At 65.9% G+C, this 24,181-nt stretch carries 22 protein-coding genes and 1 tRNA gene; 14 read left to right on the top strand and 9 right to left on the bottom strand.

Features of this window, described 5'->3' with window-relative positions; all coding sequences use genetic code 11:
- The first annotated feature begins 39 nt into the window (after positions 1-39).
- Together MUU56_RS10715 and MUU56_RS10710 are read left to right on the top strand one after the other, a co-directional pair.
- The gene (locus MUU56_RS10715) at positions 40-744 is read left to right on the top strand and encodes a Crp/Fnr family transcriptional regulator (RefSeq protein ID WP_244767297.1); all 705 of its coding nucleotides are present in this window, start codon (positions 40-42) and stop codon (positions 742-744) included.
- 81 nt (positions 745-825) lie between these two features.
- Positions 826-2,667, top strand: a complete 1,842-nt coding sequence (locus MUU56_RS10710; protein ID WP_398430425.1) for a CHASE2 domain-containing protein — start codon at positions 826-828, stop codon at positions 2,665-2,667.
- A 53-nt stretch (positions 2,668-2,720) separates the two neighbouring features.
- Here the strand turns inward: MUU56_RS10710 and MUU56_RS10705 are convergent, their stop codons facing one another.
- Positions 2,721-3,359 (bottom strand): FecR family protein, encoded by a 639-nt coding sequence (locus MUU56_RS10705; RefSeq protein ID WP_244767295.1) that lies wholly within the window; start codon positions 3,357-3,359, stop codon positions 2,721-2,723.
- Positions 3,360-3,547: 188 nt separating this feature from the next.
- On the opposite strand from MUU56_RS10705, the gene MUU56_RS10700 reads away from it, so the two are divergent.
- Positions 3,548-4,582: a tetratricopeptide repeat protein gene (locus MUU56_RS10700; protein WP_244767294.1), complete on the top strand. Its 1,035-nt coding sequence runs from the start codon at positions 3,548-3,550 to the stop codon at positions 4,580-4,582.
- A gap of 19 nt (positions 4,583-4,601) precedes the next feature.
- Here the strand turns inward: MUU56_RS10700 and MUU56_RS10695 are convergent, their stop codons facing one another.
- On the bottom strand, positions 4,602-5,636 hold the full coding sequence (locus tag MUU56_RS10695; protein ID WP_244767293.1) for a proline racemase family protein: 1,035 nt from the start codon (positions 5,634-5,636) through the stop codon (positions 4,602-4,604).
- Positions 5,637-5,834: 198 nt separating this feature from the next.
- On the opposite strand from MUU56_RS10695, the gene spdA reads away from it, so the two are divergent.
- Positions 5,835-6,641, top strand: a complete 807-nt coding sequence (gene spdA, locus MUU56_RS10690) for a 2', 3'cyclic nucleotide phosphodiesterase SpdA (RefSeq protein WP_244767292.1) — start codon at positions 5,835-5,837, stop codon at positions 6,639-6,641.
- Positions 6,642-6,764: 123 nt separating this feature from the next.
- A complete protein-coding gene (locus MUU56_RS10685; RefSeq protein ID WP_244767291.1) occupies positions 6,765-7,400 on the top strand; it encodes a DUF1236 domain-containing protein in 636 nt (211 codons plus the stop codon).
- A 47-nt stretch (positions 7,401-7,447) separates the two neighbouring features.
- Here the strand turns inward: MUU56_RS10685 and MUU56_RS10680 are convergent, their stop codons facing one another.
- From MUU56_RS10680 to MUU56_RS10665, 4 genes are all read right to left on the bottom strand, one after another.
- Positions 7,448-8,695: an alpha/beta hydrolase gene (locus tag MUU56_RS10680; protein ID WP_244767290.1), complete on the bottom strand. Its 1,248-nt coding sequence runs from the start codon at positions 8,693-8,695 to the stop codon at positions 7,448-7,450.
- A 226-nt stretch (positions 8,696-8,921) separates the two neighbouring features.
- Positions 8,922-8,998, bottom strand: a tRNA-Arg gene (locus MUU56_RS10675).
- Between the two features lie 136 nt (positions 8,999-9,134).
- Complete coding sequence (locus tag MUU56_RS10670; RefSeq protein WP_244767289.1) at positions 9,135-10,607, bottom strand: sensor histidine kinase; 1,473 nt, start codon at positions 10,605-10,607, stop codon at positions 9,135-9,137.
- 204 nt (positions 10,608-10,811) lie between these two features.
- On the bottom strand, positions 10,812-12,818 hold the full coding sequence (locus MUU56_RS10665) for a methyl-accepting chemotaxis protein (RefSeq protein WP_244767288.1): 2,007 nt from the start codon (positions 12,816-12,818) through the stop codon (positions 10,812-10,814).
- A gap of 417 nt (positions 12,819-13,235) precedes the next feature.
- Here MUU56_RS10665 and rpmH point away from each other — a divergent pair, with 417 nt between their 5' ends.
- From rpmH to yihA, 5 genes are all read left to right on the top strand, one after another.
- A complete protein-coding gene (gene rpmH, locus MUU56_RS10660; RefSeq protein WP_037405882.1) occupies positions 13,236-13,373 on the top strand; it encodes a 50S ribosomal protein L34 in 138 nt (45 codons plus the stop codon).
- 33 nt (positions 13,374-13,406) lie between these two features.
- Positions 13,407-13,799 (top strand): ribonuclease P protein component, encoded by a 393-nt coding sequence (rnpA, locus tag MUU56_RS10655; RefSeq protein ID WP_244767287.1) that lies wholly within the window; start codon positions 13,407-13,409, stop codon positions 13,797-13,799.
- Positions 13,799-15,595, top strand: a complete 1,797-nt coding sequence (gene yidC / locus MUU56_RS10650; RefSeq protein WP_244767286.1) for a membrane protein insertase YidC — start codon at positions 13,799-13,801, stop codon at positions 15,593-15,595. The genes rnpA and yidC overlap by 1 nt, the downstream gene beginning before the upstream one ends.
- 218 nt (positions 15,596-15,813) lie before the next feature.
- Positions 15,814-16,725 (top strand): DMT family transporter, encoded by a 912-nt coding sequence (locus tag MUU56_RS10645; RefSeq protein ID WP_244767285.1) that lies wholly within the window; start codon positions 15,814-15,816, stop codon positions 16,723-16,725.
- A 52-nt stretch (positions 16,726-16,777) separates the two neighbouring features.
- Positions 16,778-17,431, top strand: coding sequence for a ribosome biogenesis GTP-binding protein YihA/YsxC (yihA, locus tag MUU56_RS10640; RefSeq protein WP_244767284.1), 654 nt, complete (start codon positions 16,778-16,780; stop codon positions 17,429-17,431).
- A 3-nt stretch (positions 17,432-17,434) separates the two neighbouring features.
- Here yihA and MUU56_RS10635 read toward each other — a convergent pair whose 3' ends face one another.
- On the bottom strand, positions 17,435-18,145 hold the full coding sequence (locus tag MUU56_RS10635) for an anti-sigma factor (RefSeq protein WP_317633292.1): 711 nt from the start codon (positions 18,143-18,145) through the stop codon (positions 17,435-17,437).
- Between the two features lie 287 nt (positions 18,146-18,432).
- Between MUU56_RS10635 and argB the strand changes: the two genes are divergently transcribed.
- The gene (gene argB, locus MUU56_RS10630; protein ID WP_244767282.1) at positions 18,433-19,320 is read left to right on the top strand and encodes an acetylglutamate kinase; all 888 of its coding nucleotides are present in this window, start codon (positions 18,433-18,435) and stop codon (positions 19,318-19,320) included.
- Positions 19,321-19,353: 33 nt separating this feature from the next.
- On the opposite strand, the gene MUU56_RS10625 is transcribed toward argB, so the two are convergent.
- The gene (locus tag MUU56_RS10625; RefSeq protein WP_244767281.1) at positions 19,354-20,256 is read right to left on the bottom strand and encodes a DMT family transporter; all 903 of its coding nucleotides are present in this window, start codon (positions 20,254-20,256) and stop codon (positions 19,354-19,356) included.
- A 103-nt stretch (positions 20,257-20,359) separates the two neighbouring features.
- Here MUU56_RS10625 and MUU56_RS10620 point away from each other — a divergent pair, with 103 nt between their 5' ends.
- Both MUU56_RS10620 and MUU56_RS10615 read left to right on the top strand, forming a co-directional pair.
- The gene (locus MUU56_RS10620; RefSeq protein ID WP_244767280.1) at positions 20,360-21,055 is read left to right on the top strand and encodes a pyrimidine 5'-nucleotidase; all 696 of its coding nucleotides are present in this window, start codon (positions 20,360-20,362) and stop codon (positions 21,053-21,055) included.
- Between the two features lie 131 nt (positions 21,056-21,186).
- Complete coding sequence (locus MUU56_RS10615; protein WP_244767279.1) at positions 21,187-22,143, top strand: EF-hand domain-containing protein; 957 nt, start codon at positions 21,187-21,189, stop codon at positions 22,141-22,143.
- A 96-nt stretch (positions 22,144-22,239) separates the two neighbouring features.
- Here MUU56_RS10615 and MUU56_RS10610 read toward each other — a convergent pair whose 3' ends face one another.
- Positions 22,240-23,133, bottom strand: a complete 894-nt coding sequence (locus MUU56_RS10610; RefSeq protein WP_244767278.1) for an LOG family protein — start codon at positions 23,131-23,133, stop codon at positions 22,240-22,242.
- 187 nt (positions 23,134-23,320) lie between these two features.
- Here MUU56_RS10610 and dapD point away from each other — a divergent pair, with 187 nt between their 5' ends.
- A complete protein-coding gene (dapD, locus tag MUU56_RS10605) occupies positions 23,321-24,178 on the top strand; it encodes a 2,3,4,5-tetrahydropyridine-2,6-dicarboxylate N-succinyltransferase (protein WP_244767277.1) in 858 nt (285 codons plus the stop codon).
- The last annotated feature ends 3 nt before the right edge of the window (positions 24,179-24,181 follow it).

Raw genomic sequence — 24,181 nt, 5'->3', positions numbered from 1 at the left:
TATGTTTGTTTCGTCCGCGGCGGTCGGGGGAAACCGGATATGAACGAGATCAACAAGAGTGCCGCGTTCTGGCGTTCTTTTCCGATTTTCGAGGGGTTTGGCAAGGACACGATCGGCGAGATCGCCGGCATCGCCACCTTTCGCAAATGGCCGGCCGGCACGGTGATCTTCCAGCGCGGCGACGAGGGCACCTATCTCATCGTGCTCGTTTCCGGCCGCATCAAGCTCTCGCTCATCACGCCGCAGGGCAAGGAACTGTCGCTGCGCCAGCTCGAGGCGGGCTCCATCCTCGGCGAAATGGCGATCCTCGACGGCCAGCCGCGCTCTGCCGATGCCACCGCCGTCGTCGCGACGGAAGGCTATGTCATCGCAAAGCGCGACTTCCTGGAGATCCTGACCCGCAACCCGACGGCCGCGCAGGCGATCATCCACTATCTCTGCACCAAGCTGCGCGAGACGACGGAACAGCTCGAGACCATCGCGCTCTACGATCTCGATGCGCGCGTGGCGCGCTTCTTCCTCGCCACCTTGCGCAACATCCATGGCGAGGAGCTGCCGGAGAGCGCCAATCTCCAGATCTCGCTGAGCCAGACCGAGATCGCCAGCATCGTCGGCGCGAGCCGGCCGAAGATCAACCGGTCGATCCTCGCGCTGCAGGAAGCCGGCGCCATCCGCCGCAACGACGGCATCATCCATTGCCATATCGGCCGGTTGCGGACCATCGCCGAGCCGGACGATGACTAGAGTGTTCCGATGCAATCCAAAACGCGGCGCCGCAACGAATCCATGCCGGAATTGCCGTAGCCCGCGGATCCCAGGGTCATGATCGCCAAGAGATACAGACCGCTTGCCGCCGGCCTCGTGGCGAGCCTTGCCGGCGCGCTGGCGCTGTTCTCCCTTGGCGAGACGGCGCTGGAGCGGCAGCGCGAATTCTATTTCGATGCCCTGACCCAGGCGGTTCCGGCGGTCCAGAGCGACCGGATCGTCGTCGTCGACATCGACCGCAAGGCCTTCCAGAGCGCGCCAGAGCGAGACTGGACACGCACGCAGACGGCGGTGCTGATCGAACACCTGGCCGCCGCGAAACCGGCCGCGATCGCCTTCGACTTCGTCTTCAGCACCAATTGCGCCGCGGACGACCCCGCCAATGCAGCGCTGGCAAGCGCCATCGGCAAGACGACGACCATCTTGGGCTTCCTCATCGGCGAAACGTTCGACGGAGCGCCGCATCCCGTGCCCGCGCTGGCCCTGCAACAACCGGTCGACGTGCCGGAACTCTGGTTCATCGACGGCACGGAAAGCTCGTGCTCCTTCCTGCAGGACAAGGCCAAGGCGGCGGCCGCCGCCTTCCTCGTCGGCGACGAGGACGCGGTGGTCCGCCGGGTGCAGGCCTATGCGATCGTCGGCAATGCCGCCTATCCGGCGCTCGGCGTCGAGGCGGCGCGCCTCGCGGCCGGTGCGCGCACGCCGGTGCTCGGCGGCCGTCCGGCCTGGCTACGCCATGATTCCCGCATTCTTCGGCTCGACGAGGACGGCAGCCTGCGCTTCGTGGCGAGCAGCGCCGGCACGATCGGCGCGCGGACCCTTTCGGCGGCGGATGTCATCGCGGGTACGGTGCCGGCGGACCGGATCGCCGGCAAGGTCGTGCTGATCGGCAGCAGCCTGCCCAATCTCGGCGGGCTGCGCACCAGCGCCTCCATGCCGCTCGAACCGTCGGTGCAAATCCATGCCGACGTGGCGAATGCCATCCTGACCGATCATATCCCGACGCGCGACCTCGGCCTCCTGCCCGTCGAAGCGGGCTTCGCCTTCCTCGCCGGGGCGGCGGCGGCGCTGGCGGCGGCGCGGCTTCGCCCGCTCTTTGCCGCGCTCGCCGGCATCGGGCTCGTCGGCCTCGTCTTCGGCGCGTCGGTCCTGCTCTATGCACGCACCGCGCTGCTCTCCGATGCGGTCGGCGTTTCGCTGATCGTCGCCACCGCGGCGCTCGTCACCGGCCTCCTGCAATTTGCCCATGTGCGCCGGGCCGAAGCGACGGCCCGCCAGCGCTTTGCGCAATACCTGCCGCAATCCGTCGTCGCCCGCTACATCGACAACCCGGATCTCGGCCGCGTCGCCGGCGAGGAACGGCAGGTGACGGCCCTGTTCACGGACATAGAGGGCTTTTCCACGCTTGCCCAGAAGATCGGACCGCATGATCTCGTCAAGCTGCTCGACATCTACTTTTCCGAGGTCAATGCCCTCGTGGCGCGGCATGGCGGCATGGTGGACAAGGTGGTGGGCGACGCCGTGCACGCGCTCTTCAACGCGCCCGACGATCTGGAGCGCCATGTCGACAAGGCGCTTGCCTGCGCTGACGAGATCCGTGCGCTGACGGAAGAGATGCGCCGCCGCCCCGCCTTCCTCGAAAAGGCGTTCGGGCGCACGCGCATCGGCGTCGAGACGGGCATGGCGGTGCTCGGGGAGGTGGGGACCGGCGGCAAGCTGGACTATACCGCCCATGGCGACGCCGTGAACCTTGCCGCCCGGCTGCAGGATGCCAACAAGTTCCTGGGGACCCAGATCTGCGTGGGGCCGCACGCGGCCGGCGAAACCAGCCGCCCGCTGCGCGCCATCGGCAACCACGAAATCCGCGGCTTCGGCACGATGGAGCTGTTCACGCTCGATTGACGCCCAGGCCGGCGCGGGCGCATACCCGCCCTTCCCCCAATTTTACGGGCGCGTCAGCGGATTCCGACGCTCGCATAGGCTTCGCGGATGCGGGCCTCGCCCCATCGGGTGATCTCGCCCGGCGCGGCGCCCGCCGACGCGATCTCGACGCCCTCGCCGCGGCCGACCGGACGCGTGACGCCGCCGCCCGAGACCTCGACGAGGCCGTGCTCGACGAAGACGGCGAAGACGCCGCGGCTCGGACCGGCGAAGAACTTGGTGCCGCGCACGCCGATCATGCCGAAGGCGGTGCGCATGGTGAGGTCGATCTTCGCAAGGCCTTCGGGCCGGTCGAAGACCATTTGCCCCGTGCCGAGCTCGATGACGCCGCCCTGGCCGGCGATGAAGGTGTCGATCAAGAGTTCCGTCTCGCTACCGAGCAGCAGGCTGGTATCGTCGCCGAGCTCCAGCGAGGCGAAGCTTTCCTTGCCGGTCTTGAGGAAATCATGGTCCATCAGGCTCGCGCCGGCCTTCAGGCCCTCGAGATGGTTCGCCTGCTTGCGGGTGACGTCGCCGGTGATCTCGACGGCCTTGCCGATCACGGCATTGGCCTGGGTGGCGCGGATGCCGATGCCCGTCAGGGCCAGCGCGCCGCCCGCGATGAAGAGCCTGCGGCTGAAGGAGACCGGACTGAAAGCGTTGAGCGTTCGCATGACATGCCTTTCGCGCGAGAACAAACCCGACGGAATGGAATTGAACCGATGCAGACCGTGCCGTCAACCGCGCACCGCCTGCCCTGCACTCCTTATGCGCCGCCCTGCCCGCTCCTTCTGTTCCCGCGGAAACAGCCGTCTTTCGCCCGTCCTCTAAGGTGCGGTCATCCAACGAAGGGAGACGGATCATGATCAAGCGATCCACAGGAATGAAGACGGCTGGCCGCGCCCTTTTCTTCGCGGTCCTTCTTGCAGGCGCCGCAGGCAGCGCCAGGGCCGATACGCTTTCCATCGAAAACCGGTGCGACGCCAGCGCCGGCAGCCGCTACGACATGACGCGCGACACAGCCTTCGCGCCGGTCGCGCTCGACGACATCAAGATCGGCCCGGCGCTGTCGGCCTGCCGCGAGGCCTACAATGCCGGCGGCGGGGCGCGCATGGCCTTCCAGCTTGCCCGGGCGCTGGAGCGCGCCGGCCAGGACCTCGAGGCGATGAAGCTCTATGCGGAGGCAGCCGCGCTCGGGCATACGGTGGCGATGGTGAACTACGGCGCCATGCTCGGCAAGCGCGGCGATGCCGCCGCGGAATTCAGCCATTACAAGAAGGCTGCCGAACTGGGCGACCTGCTCGGCGCCTACAATCTCGCCGTCGCCTATCGTGACGGTATCGGCACGAAGATCGACGGCGCGGCGGCAGCCCGCTGGTTCGACAAGGCAGCCGCCGCCGGCGACGAGACCGCCGCCTTCAATCTCGGCGTGCTGCTCGACGACGGCAGCCTGATCGAGGAGGACAATGCACGGGCGGCGGCCTTCTACCGCCTCGCCGCCGAGGGCGGCAGCGTCGATGCGATGATCAATCTCGGCCTCATGCTGGAAGCCGGGGAAGGCATCTCGCAGGACCTTGCCGCGGCCGCCGGCTACTTCAAGCAGGCCGCCGACCGCGGCGACAGCTACGGCAAGCTGAAATTCGGCCTGATGCAGCAGAGCGGCACCGGCATCGTGAAGAATGTCGAGCAGGCGGTGACCAGCCTCGTCGCGGCCTTCGAGATGCGCGATGTCGATCTCGAGGTCATTCTGCGCGACACGCCGGAAAAGCTCAGCGCCGACGCCCGCCTTGCCATCAAGCAGGTGCTTGCCGGACGCAAGCTGATTGCCGGTGCCGAGAATGCGGAGATCGACCCGATCACCCTCGGCGCCATCGAGAAGCACTACGCCGGAAACTAAGCCTTTCCTTGGGGCGGGATCAGCGGATCTCGCCCGCCTGAGGCCCCCAGGTATCCGTCATCGCAAAGCCGTTCGCCAGCGGATCGGTCGGGTCGAGCGCGACTTGGTGCAGGCCGAACGTCCAGCCGCGGCCGGTGATGGTCGGGATGATGGCCTTGCGGCCGGCAACGACCGTTTCAGCCTCGAGCCCCACCTCGAATTCGGACCCGATGATCGAGCGCGAGCGGAACGTGTCGCCCACCTTGGCAAGGCCGCGGGCGTGCAGCGTGGCGAGGTTGGCCGAGTTGCCGGTGCCGCAGGGCGAGCGGTCGACGCGGCCGGGCCACATGGTGGTGGCGGTCCGCACCAGGCCATCCGGGTCGCGATCACGGAACATGACATAGGCAACGCCACTGATCTCCGGGATTTCCGGATGCACCACCTTCATCGACGTGTTGATCAGGTCCTTCAGCGCCATGCCGGCGTCGACAAGCGCACGGGCATTGGCCTTCTCGATCTTCGTGCCGATCTGATCGACATCGACGAGCGCATAGAAAATGCCGCCATAGGAGATGTCGAAGCGCACGCGGCCCCAGTGCGGCGTGTCGATTTCCACGTCGAGCTCCTGCACGAAGGACGGCACCATGGTGAGCCTGACTTTCTCGCAGCGCCCGTCGCGGCAGGTCGCCGTCGCCTTGACGAGGCCGGCGGCCGTGTCGAGCACCACCACCGTTTCCGGCTCCTTCATCTCGACGATGCCGGATTCCAAGAGCGCCGTGGTGACGCAGATCGAATTGGAACCGGAGGAGGCGTGCGCCTGGTCGGCCTGCAGGATGATGAAGCCGGCATCGGCTTCCGGCCGCTTGGCGGGAACCAGAAGGTTCACCGAACCGGTCGCGGCCGCGCGCGGCTCCAGGCACAGGAAGCGGCGCAGGCTGTCATCCACCGTGTTGATGTGGTGGAGCTGCTCGGCGATCGTGTTGCCGGGGATCTTCGGCACGCCGCCGATCGCCACCTTGCCGATCTCGCCTTCGCAATGAACGTCCAGCAGCTGGATCGTACGCTTCCATCTCATGTCGATATGCTCCGTCTGTGCCGGTCCGGCGGCGGTTTCCATCCCCGGGGCCATGGCGGGGACAGTTGCTTCACCCTCCTGATATATCAGATTGCCGCTCGTTCCAACTGCTTTTCATGCGACGGGTTTGCACGCTACGAAAAGCACCCGGGAGGAGGTTGCCCATCCCGGACAATCCGTTCGCCACGAGGCCCTTTCATGACCAAGCTCATTGTCTTCACCGATCTGCACATGGTGCCCGAGGGCACGAAGATCATCGGCCTCGATCCCTATCAGCGCCTGCTTGCCGGCATCGAGCATGTCAACCGTCACCATGCCGACGCCGACCGGGTCATCTTCACCGGCGACCTGACGCACCGTGCCGACACGATGTCCTACGAGCGCCTGCGCGACCTGCTGTCGCTGCTCGTGCCGCCCGCCGCCATCACCATCGGCAACCACGACTATCGCGAGCGTTTCCTTGAGACCTTCGCCCATGTGGCGCCCGACGAGGACGGCTTCGTGCAGCAGGTGATCGACTTCGACGACTGCCGCGTGGTGCTGCTCGACACGCTCTTCGCTCCACCCTACGACTATCCGCGCAGCCATGCCGGCTACCTGTGCGAACGACGCCTCGCCTGGCTCGACCGGATGCTGGCGGGCGCGAACGGCCTTCCGGTCCTCCTCTTCATGCACCACCCGCCGCACAAGACGGGTTTTACCGGCATGGATGCGATCAGGCTCGGCAACGAGGACGCCTTCTACGATCTCGTGCTGAAACACGACAATGTGCGCCACATCTTCGCCGGCCATGTGCACCGCACGATCGGCGGCTCGCATCGCGGCATTCCCTTCTCCATCTTCAAGAGCCCCGTCCATCAGCAGCCGATGCCCTTCGACACGCCGAACGCCTCGCTCTCGGTGGACGAGCCTGCCGCCTACGGCATCGTCGTGGTGACGGGCGAGGGCCTGCAGGTACACCACGAGGACTATGAAATCGCACGGCGCGATTCCGAGATCGCCTGAAGAGGCCGGTTAACACGCGTTACACATCGTGATGCCCGATCCGCGTTCTGCGGGAACCGGGCAGGGCATCTTACGTTGTCTCCGCCGAAGGGGTGGGAAACCCAACTTTCGAAGGAGAAAGACATGCGCAAGATTCTCATGGCCGGTGCCGCGCTGGCACTCATCGGCGCCACGGTCGCCCATGCGGACGATGGCGACAAGGAAGTTCTCGGCGGCGCTGCGGGCGGTGCCGCCGGTGCTGCTGCGGGCGCCGTGGTCGGCGGCCCGGTCGGCGCCATCGTCGGGGGCGTCGTCGGCGTGGCGATCGGTGCGGAAGCCGCCGTTCCGGACGATGCCCGCGTCTATGTTATGGAAAACCCGACGCCGCCGGTCGTCCTGGACGGACAGCTGACTGCCGACACGCGCTTCGACGACACCGTCACGCTGACGCCGATCCCCGATCATCCGGACCTCGCCTATGTCTATATCGACAACCGCCCGGTGATCGTGCGCACGGACAGCCGCCAGGTCGTCTATGCGCCCGAGATCGAGACGACCGCCAGCATCTCGCCTGACATCCCGGAGACGACCATCACCTATGTCGAGCGCCACCCGCTGGAGCCCGTCGTGCTGGAAGGCCCGGTCGAGGCCGGCGTCGTGGTTCCGGACACCGTCCAGATCGTCGAAGTGCCGGAAAGCCCGACCTATGGTTACATCTATGTCGACGAACGACCCGTTCTCGTCGACCGCAGCACCCGCGAGGTGATCTGGGTCCGCTGACCCCGCGGGATCATCGAGGAAGGGCGGCCCCTGCGGGGGCCGCCTTTTTACTGTCCGGTCGCCGTCACCGCGGTATCCTCGACCGAGCGGCCGAACCGCAGCCACTGGTCGTCGTAGTTCTTGCGCGTCACCGGATCGAAGACGGCGATGGGCGTGGAGACCGCGATGCTGGCGACGCTGCCCACCGTCTGCGCCGTGCCGAGCGCCACCGCACCGAGCCGGTCGCCGAGGCCCACCTCGGAATCGGTGACGGTCTGGCCGGCGATCAGCCGGTTGCCGATGAGCCGGACGACCTCCGGACTTTCAGCGAACTTCCCGTGGTTCAGGCTGTCGCCGGATTTCAGCGCCGTCAGGTCCAGCACGATGATGCCCTGCTTTTCCAGCATGCTGCGATAGGGTTCCTGGGACGGGTCGATCTGGCCGAGCCGGTCGACATTGCCGGAAATGCGCCGCGAGAGCGTCAGCGCCCGGTCGTCACGCGAAACGAAGAGCGTGAATTGCGGGCGCTCCGCGCCGATGGCGCGCAGCTGCTGGCCGAAGACGTCCACGTCGAGGTCGGGCGAGGCGAGGATGACCTGCTGGATCTTCTTCGGCACGCGCCCGTCGCGGATCGCCATCTGGCGCAGCGTCTCCACCGCAAGCCAGGTACCCATGGAATGGGCCATGATGGTGATCTCGCCGACCTCCGGCGTGTCGACCGCCGCCCGCAGCAGCTCCTCCAGCGCATCGCGCGAATAGTTCGTGCTTTCCTTGTCGTAGGAATAGTCGAAGATGCTGGCGCGCGAGGGCCAGGTGAAGATGACGGGCGCGGCGTCGGTCTTCGAATCGTGCACGATCTGCGCGAAGCGGTAGACGGCATCCTCATAGCGGTTGTTGAAGCCGTGCACGAAGACGAGCACGCGACGGCTCTTCGGCAGGTGCCCGTCGAGCCAGGCGCGGCCGGCCTTCGCGCTGTCGATCGGCGTCACGCTGACGGTGGAGAAATCCTTCATCGGATCGGCCGGCAGCTTTTCCGGCCATTGCACCTGCCCCACCTTGCGCTTGCCGTCCGGCGGAATGGAGACGGTGATGTCGCGCATGACGAGCTCGGAGCCGCGCTCGCCGGAAAACAGCACGCCCGGTTGTTGCGAGGGCGCGCGGGTGGTGGCGACCAGGAGGTCCACCGTGGAGACGCCCGCCGGCGTTTCGCCGCTCGGCACGAGCACGCCCTCCGGCCGGCCGGCGCAACCTGCAAGGGCAAGCAGTCCGGCGAAGATCACGCGACGCAATACGCGCGGCATTTCGCGGTTCATCATGCCCCGCTTCCTTCCGCTTTCAAGGTTTCGCCGGTGCATACCTCGCACCGTTCATCCCTGCTTAGCCGAGCGGCGGGCGGTTTTGAAGAGAGCCCGAAGGCAAGGACTGCCACGGAGCGCCCCGCGTGGCATATCGGTCACGCGAACGGCAATGCCGGGAGAGAGCCGAGGACGGCCAGGTTCGACCGCGGAGCGGCCGGCAGATCATCTTTTGGATTGGGAAGAATGGCGCACCCGAAGAGATTCGAACTCCTGACCCCCAGATTCGTAGTCTGGTGCTCTATCCAGCTGAGCTACGGGTGCGCTGGCAGTGGCGGGCGTGTTGCCCGGCTGCGAGGCGGTTCTCTAAAGGGTCCTCCGGTCTATTGCAAGCGTCTTTCGCAGAAATAATGTACTTTTTTCATCGGGCCGTCACACGGGGGAGCAGCAGAGGCCCGGATTACGAGGCGCGGTGGCGGAAGGCGTCGAGGGGGACGGGGCGGTCCGGCAGTTCGATGCGGAACAGCGTGCCGGGCGTCGGCTTTTCCACCAGCGCGATGGTGCCGCCATGGGCGAGCACGAGCTCGCGGGCGATCGCAAGGCCAAGGCCCGTGCCGCCCGAGCGCACGGAGCCGCGGAAGGCGGCAAAGAGGTTTTCGCGCGCCTTGGCGGGCATGCCGGGGCCGTTGTCGTCGATGGCGATGGAGACGACGCTGCCGGTGCGAAGCCCCGTGACGAGCACGGTGCGGCGCTCCGCGCCGCTGTCCTGCGACAGCGCCTCGACGGCGTTGCGGCACAGATTGTGGATGACGCGGAAGAGCTGCTCGCTGTCGGCATCGACCTGGAGGCCCGGCTCGACCTGCGCGACGAAATCGATGTCGCTGCGCGAATCGAGCGCCAGCACCTCGGAAACCTCCTGAACCAGCGGGCGCAGCGCGACGAAGCGGCGGCGCGGCTCCGGCTCGCGCATCCGGCCGTAGGAGAGCACCTCGTTGGTATAGCCCACCGCCCGGTCGATGCTGCGCAGGAGCTTCGGCGCGACACGCTTGACCACGGGGTCGTCGACGTCGGACAGGCGGTCGGACATCAGCTGGGCCGAGGAGAGGATGTTGCGCATGTCGTGGTTGATCTTCGACACGGCAAGTCCGAGATCGGCGAGGTTCTTCTGCTCCTTCAGCGTGCGTTGCAACGTCTGCTGCATGGCGGCGAGATGGATGCCGGCGACGGCGATCTCGTCGCGCCCGCCGGACGGCTCCAGCACGCGCGCCGGGTTCGACGGGTCGGCGGCGAATTCCTGGATGTTCGCGGTCATGCGGCGGATCGGGCGGATCAGCAGGCGGTTGAGCGCGAAGAAGATGGGGCTCGCCGTGACCACGGAGATGATCATGGACAGGATGAAGACGTTGCGCGCATAGCCCAGCATGGCGCGGCGCAGTGCCCGCTCGTCGAGCAGCAGCTCGATGCGCGTGCTCGATTCGCCGACCGGGCCGAAGACGCGGATGACGCGGTCGCCGCCGAAGAGCAGCGTGTCGAAGGCGTCGTAGACGGCGGTCAGCGTCGAGACGTCGGAAAGATCGTATTGCGCGTCGATGCTCGGCGGCATGTCGACGGCGGCGACCATGCGGGAGGCGTCCTCCCGCTTCAGGATGATCGCCTTGGTGCCGGTCGCCATCAGCGTCTCTTCCTGTACGGCGCGCGGCAGCTCGTGGTCCGGCAGGCCCTCGATGACGACGCTGGCGGCGGCCGCCGTGTTCAGGCGGTCGCGCAGCCATTGCAGGCGCATGTTGGCGACCGACGGCACGAAGATCAGCACTTCGGCGATCAGGACGAAGATGGCCGTGACCAGGAGGAGCCGCCCCGACAGGCCGGACAGGAAGCCGACCGCCGGCACCGGCTTCTCGGTCAAGGACGGCACCCCGTCTCTGTCCACCATCTTTCAACTCCTCGGCAGGCCGCGTCGCGACCGGGGATCGGCGACGTATTCCTGCCAATCATAGGAGATTGCGGCAAATTTTCCAACGGCGCCGCGGAAACGGCAAAAACGCGGCGATCCCGCGACCGCCGCGCCGAAGGCCGGAATCCGGCTACGAAATGCCGCAGCGCCCCGTGCGCGCCTCTCAGGGCGCGGGGGCGGCGATCAGAATTCCTCCCAGTTCTCCTGGGCGGCAGCCGCCGTGGCAGCGCCGCGATTGCCGCCGAAGGCGCGGGCGACATTGCCGATCATGCGGCGGGCGGGCGATTCGACCGGCCGGGTCTCGGCACGCACGGCCGCCACGCGCTGCACGGCATCGCCCGTACGGAAGCGGGCGACGAGATCGGCCAGGCTGTCGGCCTCGCCCTTCAGCTTGTGCGTGGCGGCCGAGGTCTCCTCGACCATCGCGGCATTGTGCTGGGTGACCTGGTCCATCTGGTTGATGGCCGTGCTGACCTCCTGGAGGCCCGTCGCCTGTTCGCGGGCCGCGGTGGCGATCGCATGGATGCGGTCGTTGATCGTGACGACGCGGTTTTCGATGTCGGAGAGGGCCGCGCCCGTCTCCTGCACATATTTGACGCCGACGGAGACTTCGTCACCCGACTTGGTGATGAGGCCCTTGATGTCCTTGGCGGCGCTGGCGGCGCGCTGGGCGAGCTCGCGCACTTCCTGCGCGACGACGGCAAAACCCTTGCCCGCCTCGCCGGCACGCGCGGCCTCGACACCGGCATTGAGCGCGAGAAGGTTGGTCTGGAAGGCGATCTCGTCGATGACGGAGATGATCTGGCTGATCTCGTTCGAGGCCTGCTCGATGCGGCTCATCGCGCCGATCGCATTGCGCACGATGTCGCCGGACTGTTTGGCGCTCTGCGTCGCCTCGCCGACCATGGTCGTCGCCTCGTTCGCCCGCTCCGTCGAGTTCTTGACGGCGGCGGTGATCTCCTCGAGGGCGGCGGAGGTCTCCTCCAGCGCGGCGGCCTGCTGCTCGGTGCGCTTGGAAAGGTCGTCGGAGGCGGTGCGCAGCTCGCCGGAATTGGCGTTGATCGCATCCGTCGAGGCGCGCACCTCGCGCATGGTGCGCTGGAGGGTGGCGAGCGTCGCGTTGACGTTCTGCTGCAATTCGGCGAAGGCGCCGCGGAAGGTGCCGTCCATGGTCTGCGTCAGGTCGCCCTCGGCGAGCGCGCCGATGACGCGGCGGGTTTCGGCAATGCCCTCCTCCACGCCGGCGACCAGTTCGTTGACGCTGCGGGCGAAGCGGTTGAGGTCCTCGTTGTGGTAGTCCTTGTCGATGCGCGAGGAGAAGTCGCCCGCCGCCGCGGCATGCACCACGGTGGCGATCGAGGACTGCAGGTCGGCGCTCTTCTCGCGCAGGATCTCCTCCTGGGCGTTGAGATCGCGCACGGTGATGGCATTCTGGCGGAAGATGGCGACGGCGGCGGCCATCTCGCCGATCTCGTCCTTGCGGCCGGTATAGGGCACTTCCGTGTCGAGATCGCCGCCGGCAAGACGGTTCATCGTCTCGGTCACGTTCTGGATCGGACGGCTGAGCTCGTTGGTCGCGATATAGAAGGCAACGCCGCCGCCGAGCGCGAGGCCGACGCCGACCGTGCCGAGCACGAGCATCAGCATGAGGGTTTCGAAGGCGGCGACATCGGCCTTGATCGCGGTGAGGTTCTCGTTGTCCGTCTGGACAACGGCGTCGATCTCCTGTTGGAAGGCCTTGCGGTTGGCGCGGTTGCCCTCGTTGTTGCCCTGCTCGTTGGCCGCGGCGATGGAGACGCTCGTGCCGAGGCGGGCCGTTTCCATGCGGAAGGTGCGGAATTCTGCGGCGCGCGCCACCACGGCGTCGAACGCGGCCTTCTGTGCCTCCGGCACGATGGGGCGCCATTCGCTCAGCGTCTTGTCGATGCCGTCGAGTTCCTTGGCGATGCCCTCGGCAAATTTCGCGGCGCCCTCCATGTCCTTGGAGGCATAGATGCCGCGGGATTCCATGACGACGGCGGTGACCTGACGGTTCAGGTGTTCGCCAAGGAAGGCGCGGTCGGCGGCGTTCTCATACTGGCGGAGCTTGTCGCTGTATTCCGACACCACATGGACGGCGATCCCGCCGATGAGGACGGAGATGAGGCCCATCAAGCCCACGATGAGATAGATTTTGCCGCGTATCTTCACGTCACACTCCAAGAAGGATGGATGGCAAGAGGGCCCCACCCGCTTCGCCTTGGGAAGGAAGGTAAACGCTAAAAGTTAATTAGACTTTGATACAACCGCCCAAACATTGGGCGCATTTGCAATCGCTAATGCACCGGGGCGGGAAGGAAGCCTGGAAATCCGGGAAACCCGCCTCACGTAACGTGACCAAAGCATGACAAAGCACAATTCAGGTGCAACTTCTAGGCGTTACCCCGTTAACCATTGTGACAGTCGCGCACGGCGCCGCGTCCGCAATTGACTTTCGACCGTTTTTGCCCTTATAAGCCGCGCACGTCCGGAAAGCTTGGCTTCCTGCGAGGGCAAGTCTATGCCGGACTTCAACGCTCCTTGCGTAACGCAAACCCAAGAAGGGCCGCACACCGCGGTATTAAATAAATGTCGAAGCGTACCTACCAACCCTCCAAGCTTGTTCGCAAGCGTCGTCACGGTTTCCGCGCCCGCATGGCAACGAAGGGCGGCCGCAAGGTCCTGTCCGCACGTCGCGCCCGCGGCCGCGCACGTCTCTCGGCCTAAGGCCGTGCCTGCCCGAACAGAGGCGACGGGCACATGACGAAAACTGTTGAGAAACCTGCTGTCGGACGGCTGAAAAGCCGTCCGCAGTTTCTTTTTGTGCGCGAGGGCGAGAAACGCAAGGGACCGCTGTTCCTTCTCGAAGTGCGCGACCGGCAGATGCCGGACGAAGCGCCCCGCGTCGGCTTCACCGTTACCAAGAAGCACGGCAACGCCGTGGAACGCAATCGCATGCGCCGGCGCCTGAAAGAGGCGGTGCGGCTATCGGCCGGGTTTGCAATGGAGCCCGGACACGACTATGTGGTTGTCGCCAGACGGGACGTGTTGAGCGCCCCCTTCAAAACCCTTGAAGCCCGTCTCAACGACAGGATCGCGACGGTCAAGAAACAGAAGCAGCAGCAGCGCCCTGCTGCTCCCGGGAAAGAGTGATGGAAAAAAACCGCAATTATTTCGTGGCGATCGCGCTGTCCGTGCTGATCCTCGTGGCCTGGCAGTTCCTTTATGTGAACCCCAAGCTGGAAAAGGACCGCGCCGCGCTCGAAGCGCAGCAGGCCGCCCAGAGCCAGCAGACCACCACCTCCGGCGGCACGACGACGACCGCGACCGGCACGAGCGGCACGCTGCCGGGCAGCACGGCGGCAACCACCACGACCGAGACGCGCGAGACGGCGCTTGCCAAGTCCGCCCGCATCGAGATCGACACGCCGTCGCTTTCCGGCTCCATCAGCCTGACGGGCGCCCGCTTCGACGACCTGAAGCTGAAGGAATTCCACGAGACCGTCGACAAGACGAGCCCGATCATTACGCTGCTCAGCCCCGCCGAGACCGAACACGGCTATTTTGCCGAAATCGGCTATGTCGGCAGCGAGGCGACCGGCCAGGTCCCCGGCCCGCAGACCGTGTGGACGCAGGACGGCACCGGCAAGCTGACGCAGACCACCCCGGTCAAGCTGACCTATACCAACGACAAGAACGTCACCTTCACGCGCACGATCGCGGTCGACGAACACTACATGTTCACGATCACCGACAGCATCGAGAACCGCACGGATGCGGCGATCGCGCTTTCGCCCTATGGCCGCTCGACGCGCTTCTTCAAGCCGACGGATCCGTCCGTCTACGTGCTGCACGAAGGCTTCATCGGCGTGCTCGGCGATCTCGGCCTACACGAGGTGAAGTATAGCGAGACCGAGGAAGACACGACGGTCGCGCCCGGCAAGGCGACCGGCGGCTGGCTCGGCATCACCGACAAGTACTGGGCGACGGCCCTCGTGCCGCCGCAGGCGACGCCCTACGAGACGCGCTTCTCCTACTTCCAGGACGGCCGTCCGCGCTACCAGGCGGACTACCGCCAGGACGACGTCACCATCGCGCCCGGCCAGTCGATTGAGGTCAAGAACCTCTTCTTCGGGGGCGCCAAGGAAGTGCCGATCATCGACCAGTACGAGGCGTCCTACTCCATCCCGCGCTTCGACCTGATGATCGACTGGGGCTGGTTCTGGTTCTTCACAAAGCCGATGTTCCAGATGATGGACTTCTTCTTCCGCTATTTCGGCAATTTCGGCATCGCGATCCTGATCACCACGATCGTCGTCAAGGGCCTGTTCTTCCCGCTTGCCAACAAGCAGTACGCCTCCATGGCGAACATGAAGAAGATGCAGCCGAAGATGGAGGAGCTGAAGGCCAAGCACGGCGACGACCGCATGGCGCTGCAGCAGGCCATGATGCAGCTCTACAAGGAGGAGAAGATCAATCCGCTCGCGGGCTGCTGGCCGATCCTCCTGCAGATCCCGGTCTTCTTCGCGCTCTACAAGGTGATCTACGTCACCATCGAGATGCGCCATGCGCCGTTCTTCGGCTGGATCCAGGACCTCTCGGCGCCCGATCCGACGTCGCTGTTCAACCTGTTCGGCCTGCTGCCCTACGACGTGCCGCACTTCCTTCTGATCGGCGTCTGGCCCATCATCATGGGCATCACCATGTTCCTGCAGATGCGCATGAACCCGACGCCGCCGGACCCGACCCAGGCGATGATCTTCACCTGGATGCCGCTGATCTTCACCTTCATGCTGGCGACCTTCCCGGCCGGCCTCGTCATCTACTGGGCCTGGAACAACCTGCTTTCGATCATCCAGCAGGGCATCATCATGAAGCGCCACGGCGTGAAGATCGAGCTTTTCGACAATCTGAAGGGATTGTTCGGAAAGAAAGCCGGATCATCCTGACGACCGCCTCGACGAACTCCAAGGAAACCCCGGCCTCGCGCCGGGGTTTCTTTTTGCCGATTTTTCCGCAAGGCCCGCTTGCGACATCGCCCCGTCGCTGGCATGGAAGCGGCGCGGGCGCATCCCTGTCATGCTCCCGGCGACCCTTTGTCTTCATGCAAGCCCGAACGCAAGACCGCTTCTCGCTCTTTTGCCGGACTTGCCCTTGCGAGCGCACCATGTCCGCTTCCACGCTTCCGCTCACCCCCACGCTTCCGGAGAGACGGGGGCAGGGCTATGGCGCCGCCCTCGTGCTGGGCTCGGCCGTCGTCTGGAGCTTCGGCGGCACGCTGGCGCGCTTTCTGGCCATCGAGGACGGCTGGACCGTCGTCTTCTGGCGCTCGCTCTTTGCCGCCCTTTTCCTGCTCGGCTTCATGCTGCTGCGTGACGGCCCGCGCGGCACCGTGCAGCTGTTCAGGGGCATGGGACTTGCCGGCATCGCGGTGGGGCTGTGCTTTGCCACCGCCTCCACATCCTTCATCCTCGCGCTTGCCTATACGACCGTCGCCAATGTCGTGCTGATCCAGGCCGGCGTGCCGCTGATCGCCGCGCTGATGGCATGGCTGCTCTTCCGCGAGAGGATCGCCCTCCACACCTGGGTCGCCATCGCGGCGGTGATCGGCGGCGTTGCCATCATGGTCTCGGAATCGCTCGGCGGCAGCGTCTCGATGATGGGCGATGCGCTCGCCCTGCTGATCGCCTTCGCCTTCGCCACCGCGACGATCATCACCCGGCGCTTCGCCCATGTGCGCATGACGCCCGCTGTCTTCTTCGGCACGCTCGTCGCCTGCGCGGTGGCGGCAAGCCAGGCCTCCGGCTTTGCCGTGAGCGGCCAGGAACTCGGCATTCTCATCGTCTTCGGCGCGCTCAATTTCGGCCTCGGCCTCGCCCTCTTCGTCACCGGCGCCCGCCTCGTCCCCTCGGCGCTCGCCGCCCTGCTCGGCACGGCGGAGACGGTTCTGGCGCCGCTCTGGGTGGCGGTCATCCATGGCGAAGTGCCGGGCGCTCGCACCGTCATCGGCGGCGTCATCGTACTGGCGGCGCTCCTGTGCTATCTCGGCGTCGAGCTCTGGCGGCAGCGGCGCGCTTGACTTTCGCGACCAAAACCGGGAAGCCGGGGGCCGGACAACAAGGGCGCGATTTATGACCGAGACGACCTCGCCGGACGACAAGCCGCTGTTCGGCAGGCCGTGGATCTTCATCCGCGGCGTGCCGGCGATGAAATTCCTGCCGCCGGAAGGCCCGCCGGAGATCGCCTTCGCCGGGCGCTCGAATGTCGGCAAGTCCTCGCTGATCAATGCGCTGGTCGGCCACAAGGGCCTGGCACGCACATCCAACACGCCCGGCCGCACGCAGGAGCTCAACTATTTCGTCCCGGACGGCTTTTCCGGCGCCGAGGACGACCTGCCGCCGATGGCGCTCGTCGACATGCCCGGCTACGGTTATGCCCAGGCGCCGAAGGAACAGGTCGACGCCTGGACCAAGCTCGTCTTCGACTACCTGCGCGGCCGCTCGACGCTGAAGCGCGTCTATGTGCTGGTCGACAGCCGCCACGGCATCAAGAAGAACGACGAGGAGGTTTTCGCCCTGCTCGACAAGGCGGCCGTCTCCTACCAGATCGTGCTGACCAAGACCGACAAGATCAAGGATGCCGGCGTGCCGCGCCTCGTCGGCGAAACCCTTGAGAAGATCGCCAAGCGCCCGGCCGCCTATCCGGAAGTGCTGGCCACATCCTCGGAGAAGGGCCGCGGGCTCGACGACCTGCGCAACGCCATCATCGCGGCCATCGCCCGATAGGGCTCAATCGAACCGGACGGCACCGGACGCAAGGACGGGGCCGGTCGCCTTGCCGCCGGTCGAACCGCCGAAGGGCTCCGCGCTGACGGAGAGCGTCGCACCCTGGACGAGCCGGCCACGCAGTTCCCCCGGCACGGTGAGCGTGCCCTCGCCGGTCTGCGGCAGCACGCCGAGCGAGACGGGCGCCCTGCCCTCCTGCGTCAGCCACAGTTCGAGCGACTTGTCCTTGCTACCGCCGGCGACCGGCGTCACCTTGAGCGAGCCGCTCGCCTCGTCATAGCGCGCGACGAGATCGATCGCGGCGCCCTCTCCCGCCAGGTCCGCGACGAGGCGCCCGCCGCTCACCGGGCGTGGAGCGATGAGCGCGCTGATCAACAGGGCAAGGCCCGCCGCAACGGCGAAGGAGGCAAGGGCAAGCGCCCGCCAGAAGGCGAGCGAACCCCAGCAGCCGCCCGCGACCTTGCCGGAGAAGGCGGCATCCCGTGGTGTCGCGCCGAGCAGGCGCTGCTCCATGGGGGAGCGGGCACGCGGCGGCAGATGCAGCGCCTCGTAGTCGTCCTCGAAGGTGGCGAGGTTCTCTTCCCAGCGATTGACGATGGCGGCGAACTGACGGTCCTTGACGAGCCGCGCCTCGACCTTGCGGCGGTCCTCGGCGGAAAGCACCCCGAGCACATATTCGCCGGCGATCACCTCGTCGCGGCGGGGGTCTCTCATCTCTCGGTCGGGCGCCGTCATCGGCTCATGCACTCCCTCTGGTTTCGGCAGCGTCGGGGCGAGGAACGGGCCTCCGGCCCTATATAGGCATTCCCGCGCGCTTTTGCTCATGCAAATGCGCAAGCGCGCCATCATATTCCCCATCGCCCTTTCCCGCCACCGATCTTGCGCCCCCGGCAGGCCTTGCCCGTCTTTTTCCAGGCCCCGGCAGCAATATGGCGGGCGGATCATTCCATCGTCACGAAACATGCGTTAAACAGGCGCCCACCCATTCCCAAGAGGCCGCCATGTCCCTATCCGAAAGCGAAACCCAAGCCCGCCTTCTCGCGCAAGCCCTGCCCTTCATGCAGCGCTACGAGAACAAGACCATCGTGGTGAAATATGGCGGCCACGCCATGGGCAATGCGGAACTGGGCAAGGCTTTCGCGAGCGACATCGCGCTGCTCAAGCAGTCGGGCGTCAACCCGATCGTGGTGCATGGCGGCGGCCCGCAGATCGGCGCGATGCTGACCAAGATGGGCATCGAATCGAAATTCGAGGGGGGCCTGCGCGTCACCGACCAGAAGACGGTCGAGATCGTCGAGATGGTGCTCGCCGGCTCGATCAACAAGGAGATCGTCGCGCTCATCAACCAGACGGGCGAATGGGCGATCGGCCTGTGCGGCAAGGACGGCAACATGGTCTTCGCCGAAAAGGCCAAGAAGACGGTCGTCGATCCGGACAGCAATATCGAGCGCATCCTCGATCTCGGCTTCGTCGGCGAGGTGGTGGAGGTCGACCGCACGCTGATCGACCTGCTCGCCAAATCCGAGATGATCCCGGTCATCGCCCCGGTCGCCCCCGGCCGCGACGGCCACACCTACAACATCAACGCCGACACCTTCGCCGGTGCCATCGCCGGCGCGCTCAACGCGACGCGCCTGCTCTTCCTCACCGACGTGCCGGGCGTGCTCGACAAGAACGGCCAGCTCATCAAGGAACTCTCGGCCGCCGAGGCCCGCGCCCTCATCAAGGATGGCACGATCTCCGGCGGCATGATCCCGAAGGTCGAGACCTGCATCGACGCCATCAAGGCCGGCGTGCAGGGCGTCGTTATCCTCAACGGCAAGACCGCCCATTCGGTGCTGCTGGAGATCTTCACCGAGCACGGCGCCGGCACGCTGATCGTGCCCTGATGCTTCTGCCGGCGGCTTCGCGCCGCCGGTCCCTCACCAGAAGAGCAGGCCCAGAATGCCGCAGACGATGAGCAGGCAGCCGACGACTTCCGTGCGGTTGACCCGCTCGTGGAAGAGGAAATACGAGGCCATGAAGGTGAAGACCAGCTCGATCTGGCCGAGCGCGCGCACATAGGCGACCTGCTGGAGGCTCATCGCCGTGAACCAGCAGGCCGAACCCAGCACCCCGGCAATGCCGACCAGCGCGGACGAGCGCCAGCTTCTCAAGACCTCGACGATTTCCCGCTTGTCCTTCCAGGCCATCCAGACCAGCATGAAAGCGGTCTGGAAAGTGGTGACGCAGGCGAGCGTCACCGCAGCGTTCATGATCGGCCCCGGCCCGTCGAGCGAGAGGGACGCGCTGCGATAGGCGACGGCCGAGACGCCGAAGACCGCGCCGGAGGCGATGCCGATCAGGGCGGTGCGGCTCGTCAGGGCAGCGACGGTGTTGCGCCAGGAGAGCGGCGCGCGGGCGACGGAAATCAGCATCACGCCGATGACGCCGACGACGATGGCGATGACCGCGCCCAAGGTGATGCGCTCGCCGAGCAGCACGAAACCGAAGATCGCCGCCTGCACCGGCTCCGTCTTGGAATAGGCCGTGCCGACCGCAAAATTCCGCAGAGAGAACAGATAGACGAGCAGCATGGTGGCGAAGATCTGGGCCAGCCCCCCGATGACGGCCCAGAAGGCAAAGGTCCAGTTCAGCGAGGGGAAGGCGAGGCCGACGATGCGATTCAGCACCAGCACGTAGAGGATCGCCAGCGGAAAGCCGTAGCCGAAGCGCACGAAGCTCGCGCCGCGCGTGCCGAGCTTGCCCTGAAGATGCTTCTGCAGGGCCGAGCGCAGGTTCTGCAGGAAGGCGGCGGCGATGGTGATGGGGATCCAGAGTTCCATGCCCTGCCGCTAGCACGCGGGCCGGGCCAAATCCATCGCCGGCGCCAGCCTCCCATGGAAAATTCCGTTTCCCTCCACGCGGGCGCATGCCATAAGACGCTGCATGACCGATCTTCCGAACAAAGCCGATTTCAGCCATGTGCGTGACTGGGTCTTCGACCTCGACAACACGCTCTATCCGCACCATGTCGATCTCTTCGCCCAGATCGACAAGAACATGACGGCTTACGTCTCGGCCCTGCTCGGCCTGTCGCGCGAGGAAGCGCGCGCCCTGCAGAAGCAGTATTATTTCGACCACGGAACGACGCTCAAGGGCCTGATGATCCATCACGCCATCGACCCCGTGGACTTCCTCGAAAAAGCGCATGCGATCAACTATGACGTGCTGTCGCCCGACCTGCCGCTCGGCGAGGCGATCCAGGCGCTGCCGGGCCGCAAGTTCATCTTCACCAACGGCAGCGTCAAGCATGCTGAGATGGCGGCGAGGGCCCTCGGCATCTTCCACCATTTCGACGACGTCTTCGATATCGTGGCGGCCGAATACGTGCCGAAGCCGGCCGGCGCGACCTATGACAAGTTCATGGCGCTGCACAGGGTCGACACGAAGCAGGCCGTGATGTTCGAGGACCTGCCGCGCAACCTCATCGTGCCGAAGACGCTCGGCATGAAGACCGTGCTGCTCACCCCGCGCGACGAGGGCCACGAATTCACCGATGCCTGGGAGAAACGCACGGAGGACGACAAGCATATCGATTATGCGACCTCGAACCTGACGGCCTTCCTCAACGCGCTGCTCTAGGCAAGAGCCGACACATTCCCGACACGGAAAAAACCCTTTTCCGTCAAAAGCTTGAATTACCAATTTGTAACTGGTGCCGGCCGGCATTCCCCCTATCCTGCCTCCCCAAGGGACGATGATGGATGAAAGGAATGACCATGGCCAAAAAGGAACTTCTTCTCGGCGCCGTCGCCGCCGGCCTTCTGCTTTCGGGCGCCGCCGCCCCTGCCTTCGCCGCGAAGGGCGAGGGCCGGCACGGACCGCGCCATGCCGCGATGATCGAGCGCCTCGACGCGAACAAGGACGGCAAGGTCTCGCTCGACGAGTTCAAGACCAACATCTCCGCCGCCTTCAAGACCTTCGATGCCGACGGCGACGGCCAGGTGACGAAGGACGAGATCAAGGCCCGCCACGACGCGTTCCGCGATGCCCGCAAGGCCGTGCGTGACGCCGCCGATGCAGACAAGGACAAGGCACGCGAGGCGTTGCGGGCCGCCGGCCCCTTCATGCTGCCGGGCGCCGGACGCATGTTCGACCGTGCCGACACCGACAGGAACGGCACGCTTTCCGAAGCGGAAGTGCTTGCCTCGGCGGAAAAGATCTTCGAACGGCGCGACAGCAACAAGGACGGCGCGATCGACACGGCCGATGCCCGCCCCCATAAGGGCAAGGGTCACCACGGCAAGGGTGGCGAGGAACGGGCCGAGCGCATGCTGAAGCGCCTCGATGCCAACAGCGACGGCAAGGTCTCGCAGGAGGAGCTGCTGCAGCGCGCCTCGGAAACCTTCCAGCGCTTCGACGCCGACAAGAACGGCGAGGTGACGAAGGCCGAAGTCGACGCCAGGCGCGAGGCCTTCCGAGACGCCCGCAAGGCCTTCCGCGAAGTGAAGGCGACGGATGGCGAGGCGAAGGCGGCCGCCCGCGAGGCGCTGCGCGAAGCCCGGATCGACCGCATGGGCGGCCGCATGTTCGAGCGGGCCGATGCCGACAAGAACGGCACGCTGACCAAGGCGGAAATGGAAACCGCCGCCGCCGCGATGTTCAAGCAGCGCGACCGGAACGGCGACGGCTTCATCACCGCCGACGAGATGGGCAGGCGCCACAAGTAAGCGCCGCGTCGAATGCGGAACGCCCCGGTCGATGCCGGGGCGTTTTTATTGAGGAACGGCACCGGAAGGCCCCGGCCACGATTCCGGCCAGGCCTCTCAAGCGAGCGCGGCTGCCGCCTGCTCGGCCTCCAGCTTCTCGTAAAACTTCACGATGATGTCCCAAGCCTCATCGGCCGTCTCGACGAACTGCATCAGCTCGACATCGCCGGGCGCGATCGTCCCGAAGGCGGCGAGCGCGTCGAAATCGATGATCCTGCGCCAGAATTCCTTGCCGAACAGGATGAGCGGCACCAGCGCCATGCGGCCCGTCTGCATCAGCGTCACCGTCTCGAACAGTTCGTCCAGCGTGCCGAAGCCGCCCGGAAACACCGTCACGGCCTTGGCGCGCAGCAGGAAATGCATCTTGCGGATGGCGAAATAGTGGAAGTTGAAGCTGAGCTCCGGCGTCACATAGGGGTTCGGTGCCTGCTCGTGCGGCAGCACGATGTTGAGGCCGATCGACGGCGCGCCGACATCAGCCGCCCCGCGGTTGCCCGCCTCCATGACGCCCGGCCCGCCGCCGGTGACGACGACATATTCCTTGAAGCCGAGTTCCGCCGACTTCTCCGAGCACTTGCGCGCGAATTTGCGGGCTTCGTCGTAATAGACCGAGGCGGCTTCGAGATTGAGGCGCTGCGTCTCGTTGCGCGCCGCCCAGGCCTCCTGGCCGGGGGCGGGAATGCGCGCGCCGCCGAACATCACGACGGTCGACTTGATGCCGCGCTCGGCGAGCATCATCTCGACCTTCAGAAGCTCCAGCTGCAGGCGCACCGGACGCAGCTCCTCGCGGCAGAGGAAATCGTCGTCGACATAGGCAAGCCGGTAGGCCGGATGGGCCGATTGCGGCGTCTGCGGCACGACGGCAGCGCGGTGCTTGTCCTGCGCGCTGTCGGCCAACGGATCCCACACGCCGTCCTTGCGGCGCAGATTCTTCTTCTTCAGTCTTGCCATGTCATTTTCCTGCTTGCTGGCCCGCTTTCCGGCCCCACGGGATTACCATTGCGCCCGTGCGACAGTATCTGCCGGAAAGGGGCTTCATCTTTTCCGGCACTTGCTCTAGAGCATTTTGCAGATTGATGAAATCAACCTTCCGGCATCCCGACAATCGAAAATAAGCCTCGAAGTTTAAGGAATTCCGATGAGCCTGTCTGACCTCGCCACCCTTTCCGCCACCATCGAGCGCGCCTTCGAGGAACGGGACGGCATCAACACCGGAACGCGCGGCGAAGTGCGCGATGCGGTGGAGACGTCCCTCAACCTGCTCGACAGCGGAAAAGTGCGCGTCGCCCAGCGCGGCGAGGACGGCACCTGGACGGTGAACCAGTGGCTGAAGAAGGCGGTTCTCCTGTCCTTCCGCCTCAACCCGATGGAGATCGTCAAGGGCGGCCCGGGCGACTCGTCCTGGTGGGACAAGGTGCCCTCCAAGTTCGACGGCTGGAGCGTCAACGAATTCGAGAAGGCCGGCTTCCGCGCCGTGCCGAACTGCGTGGTGCGCCGCTCGGCCTATATCGCGCCGAACGCCATCCTGATGCCCTCCTTCGTCAATCTCGGCGCCTATGTCGGCGAGGGCACGATGGTCGACACCTGGGCGACGGTGGGCTCCTGCGCGCAGATCGGCAAGCATGTGCATCTTTCCGGCGGCGTCGGCATCGGCGGCGTGCTGGAGCCGATGCAGGCCGGCCCGACGATCATCGAGGACAATTGCTTCATCGGCGCCCGCTCGGAGGTCGTCGAAGGCTGCATCGTGCGCGAGGGCTCCGTGCTCGGCATGGGCGTCTTCATCGGCAAGTCGACCAAGATCGTCGACCGCGCGACGGGCGAGGTGACCTATGGCGAAGTGCCGCCCTATTCCGTCGTCGTCGCCGGCTCCATGCCGTCGGACAAGACCATGCCGAACGGCCTGCCGGCGCCGGGGCTCTACTGCGCCGTCATCGTCAAGCGTGTCGACGCGCAGACCCGCTCGAAGACCGGCATCAACGAACTGCTCCGGGATTGAGCC

Source organism: Shinella yambaruensis (genome assembly GCF_022899355.1).
GTDB lineage: Bacteria > Pseudomonadota > Alphaproteobacteria > Rhizobiales > Rhizobiaceae > Shinella > Shinella yambaruensis.
This window is presented reverse-complemented; position numbering and strand designations above follow the sequence as displayed.